The sequence below is a fragment of the Bartonella chomelii genome (assembly GCF_014138465.1).
In the GTDB taxonomy this organism is placed as follows: Bacteria; Pseudomonadota; Alphaproteobacteria; order Rhizobiales; family Rhizobiaceae; genus Bartonella; species Bartonella schoenbuchensis.
This window is the reverse complement of the sequence record NZ_JACJIR010000028.1, coordinates 1-1776: the sequence shown is the minus strand read 5'-3', so window position 1 is coordinate 1776 and position 1776 is coordinate 1. Positions and strand designations below refer to the sequence as shown.

Genomic DNA, 1776 nt, shown 5'->3' with positions numbered 1-1776 from the left:
TCGTCAAATTCCCCACCGCACTCACCCCCATCGCAAATTGTGAAATCTTCACCCTCTCCAACGTCACATTCCCACCCGTCACCCCATACCCACCTCTCCCATTTCCCTCAATCGTCACATCCTTCATCGTCAAATTCCCCACCACATTCACCCCCGTCGTGAACCCCGAAATCTCCACCCCTCCATCCAACGTCACCTCTCCCGAACCCGTCACATCCACCCCCATCCTCCCACTCCCACTTCCCGTAATCGTCCCCCCCCTAATCGTCAGGCTCTTCCCTCTCTTAACCTTCACCCCCGTTTGTACCCTTGAAACCGTCACCCTCTCCAACCTCATCGTCCCACTCCCCGTCACCCCATACCCACCTCTCCCATTTCCCTCAATCGTCACATCCTTCATCGTCAAGCTCCCACTCCCCGCACTCACCCCCGTCGTGAACCCCGTAATCCTCACCCCTCCCTCCAACGTCACATTCCCATCCCCCATCACCCCATACCCACCACTCCCCTTTCCCGTAATCGTCCCCCCCCTAATCGTCAGGCTCTTCCCTCTCTTAACCTCCACCCCCGTTTGTACCTCTGAAATCGTCACATTCTCCAACCTCATCATCAAGCTCTCACCCCCCACGGCATACACCCCTACCCCCTTATTCTGTCCCTTAATCACCGTCTTCGTCAAACTCACACTCTTCACCTCTTCCCCCACATTCACCCCCATTCCAAACCCCGAAATCTTCACCCTCTCCAACGTCACATTCCCATCCCCCGTCACCCCATAACTCCCACCTCTCCCCAATCCCGTAATCGTCACATCCTTCATCGTCAAGCTCTCACCCGCATTCACCCCCGTCGCAAATTGTGAAATCTTCACCCCATCCAACACCATCCTCCCACTCCCCATCACCCCATAACTCCCACCACCCCCATTTCCCGTAATCGTCACCCTCTCCAACGTCGCACTCCCCCCACCCGTCACCATCACCCCCGTTTCAAACCCCGTAATCTTCACCCCTCCATCCAACGTCACATTCCCACCCGTCACATTCACCCCCACCCCACCACTCCCCTTTCCCGTAATCGACCCCCCAGTCATCGTCAAATTCCCCCCCACATTCACCCCCGTCGCAAATTGTGAAATCTCCACCCTCTCCAACCTCATCGTCCCATCCCCCATATACACCCCATAACTCCCACTTCCCGAAATCTTCACCGTATTCAACGTCACCGTCCCATCCATCATATACACCCCATAACCCCCACCTCCCTCAATCGTCCCCCCAGTCATCTTAAACGTCCCCTTCTGCACCTCCACCCCATAACTCCCACCTCTCCCACTTCCCGTAACCGTCACCTCCTCCAACGTCACCGTCCCACCCGTCATACTCACCCCATACCCACTATTTCCCAATCCCGTAATCATCCCCCCAGTCATCTTAAACGTCCCACTTGTCACCTTCACCCCCGTTTCAAACCCCGTAATCTTCACCCCTCCATCCAACGTCACATTCCCACCCGTCATACTCACCCCATACCCATCTCTCCCACTTCCCGTAATCTCCCCCCCAGTCATCTCAAACGTCCCCCCCTCCACCTTCACCCCCGTCCCCCCACCTCCCGTAACCATAATCGTCGCACCCCCATTCAACGTCGCACTCCCCCCACCCCTCACCTCCACCCCATAACTCCCCACACTTCCCCTAACCGTAATCATCCCCTTTGTCATCTCAAACTTCCCACTTGTCACCCTCACCCCCGTTTCAAACTCTGAAATCCTCA

At 56.4% G+C, this 1776-nt stretch carries 1 protein-coding gene; it reads right to left on the bottom strand.

Going from position 1 to position 1776, the window contains the following annotated elements:
• Window positions 1-1776, bottom strand: a 1776-nt coding sequence (locus tag GGR10_RS06740) for a right-handed parallel beta-helix repeat-containing protein (RefSeq protein WP_182480446.1), incomplete at both ends; no start/stop codon positions are given.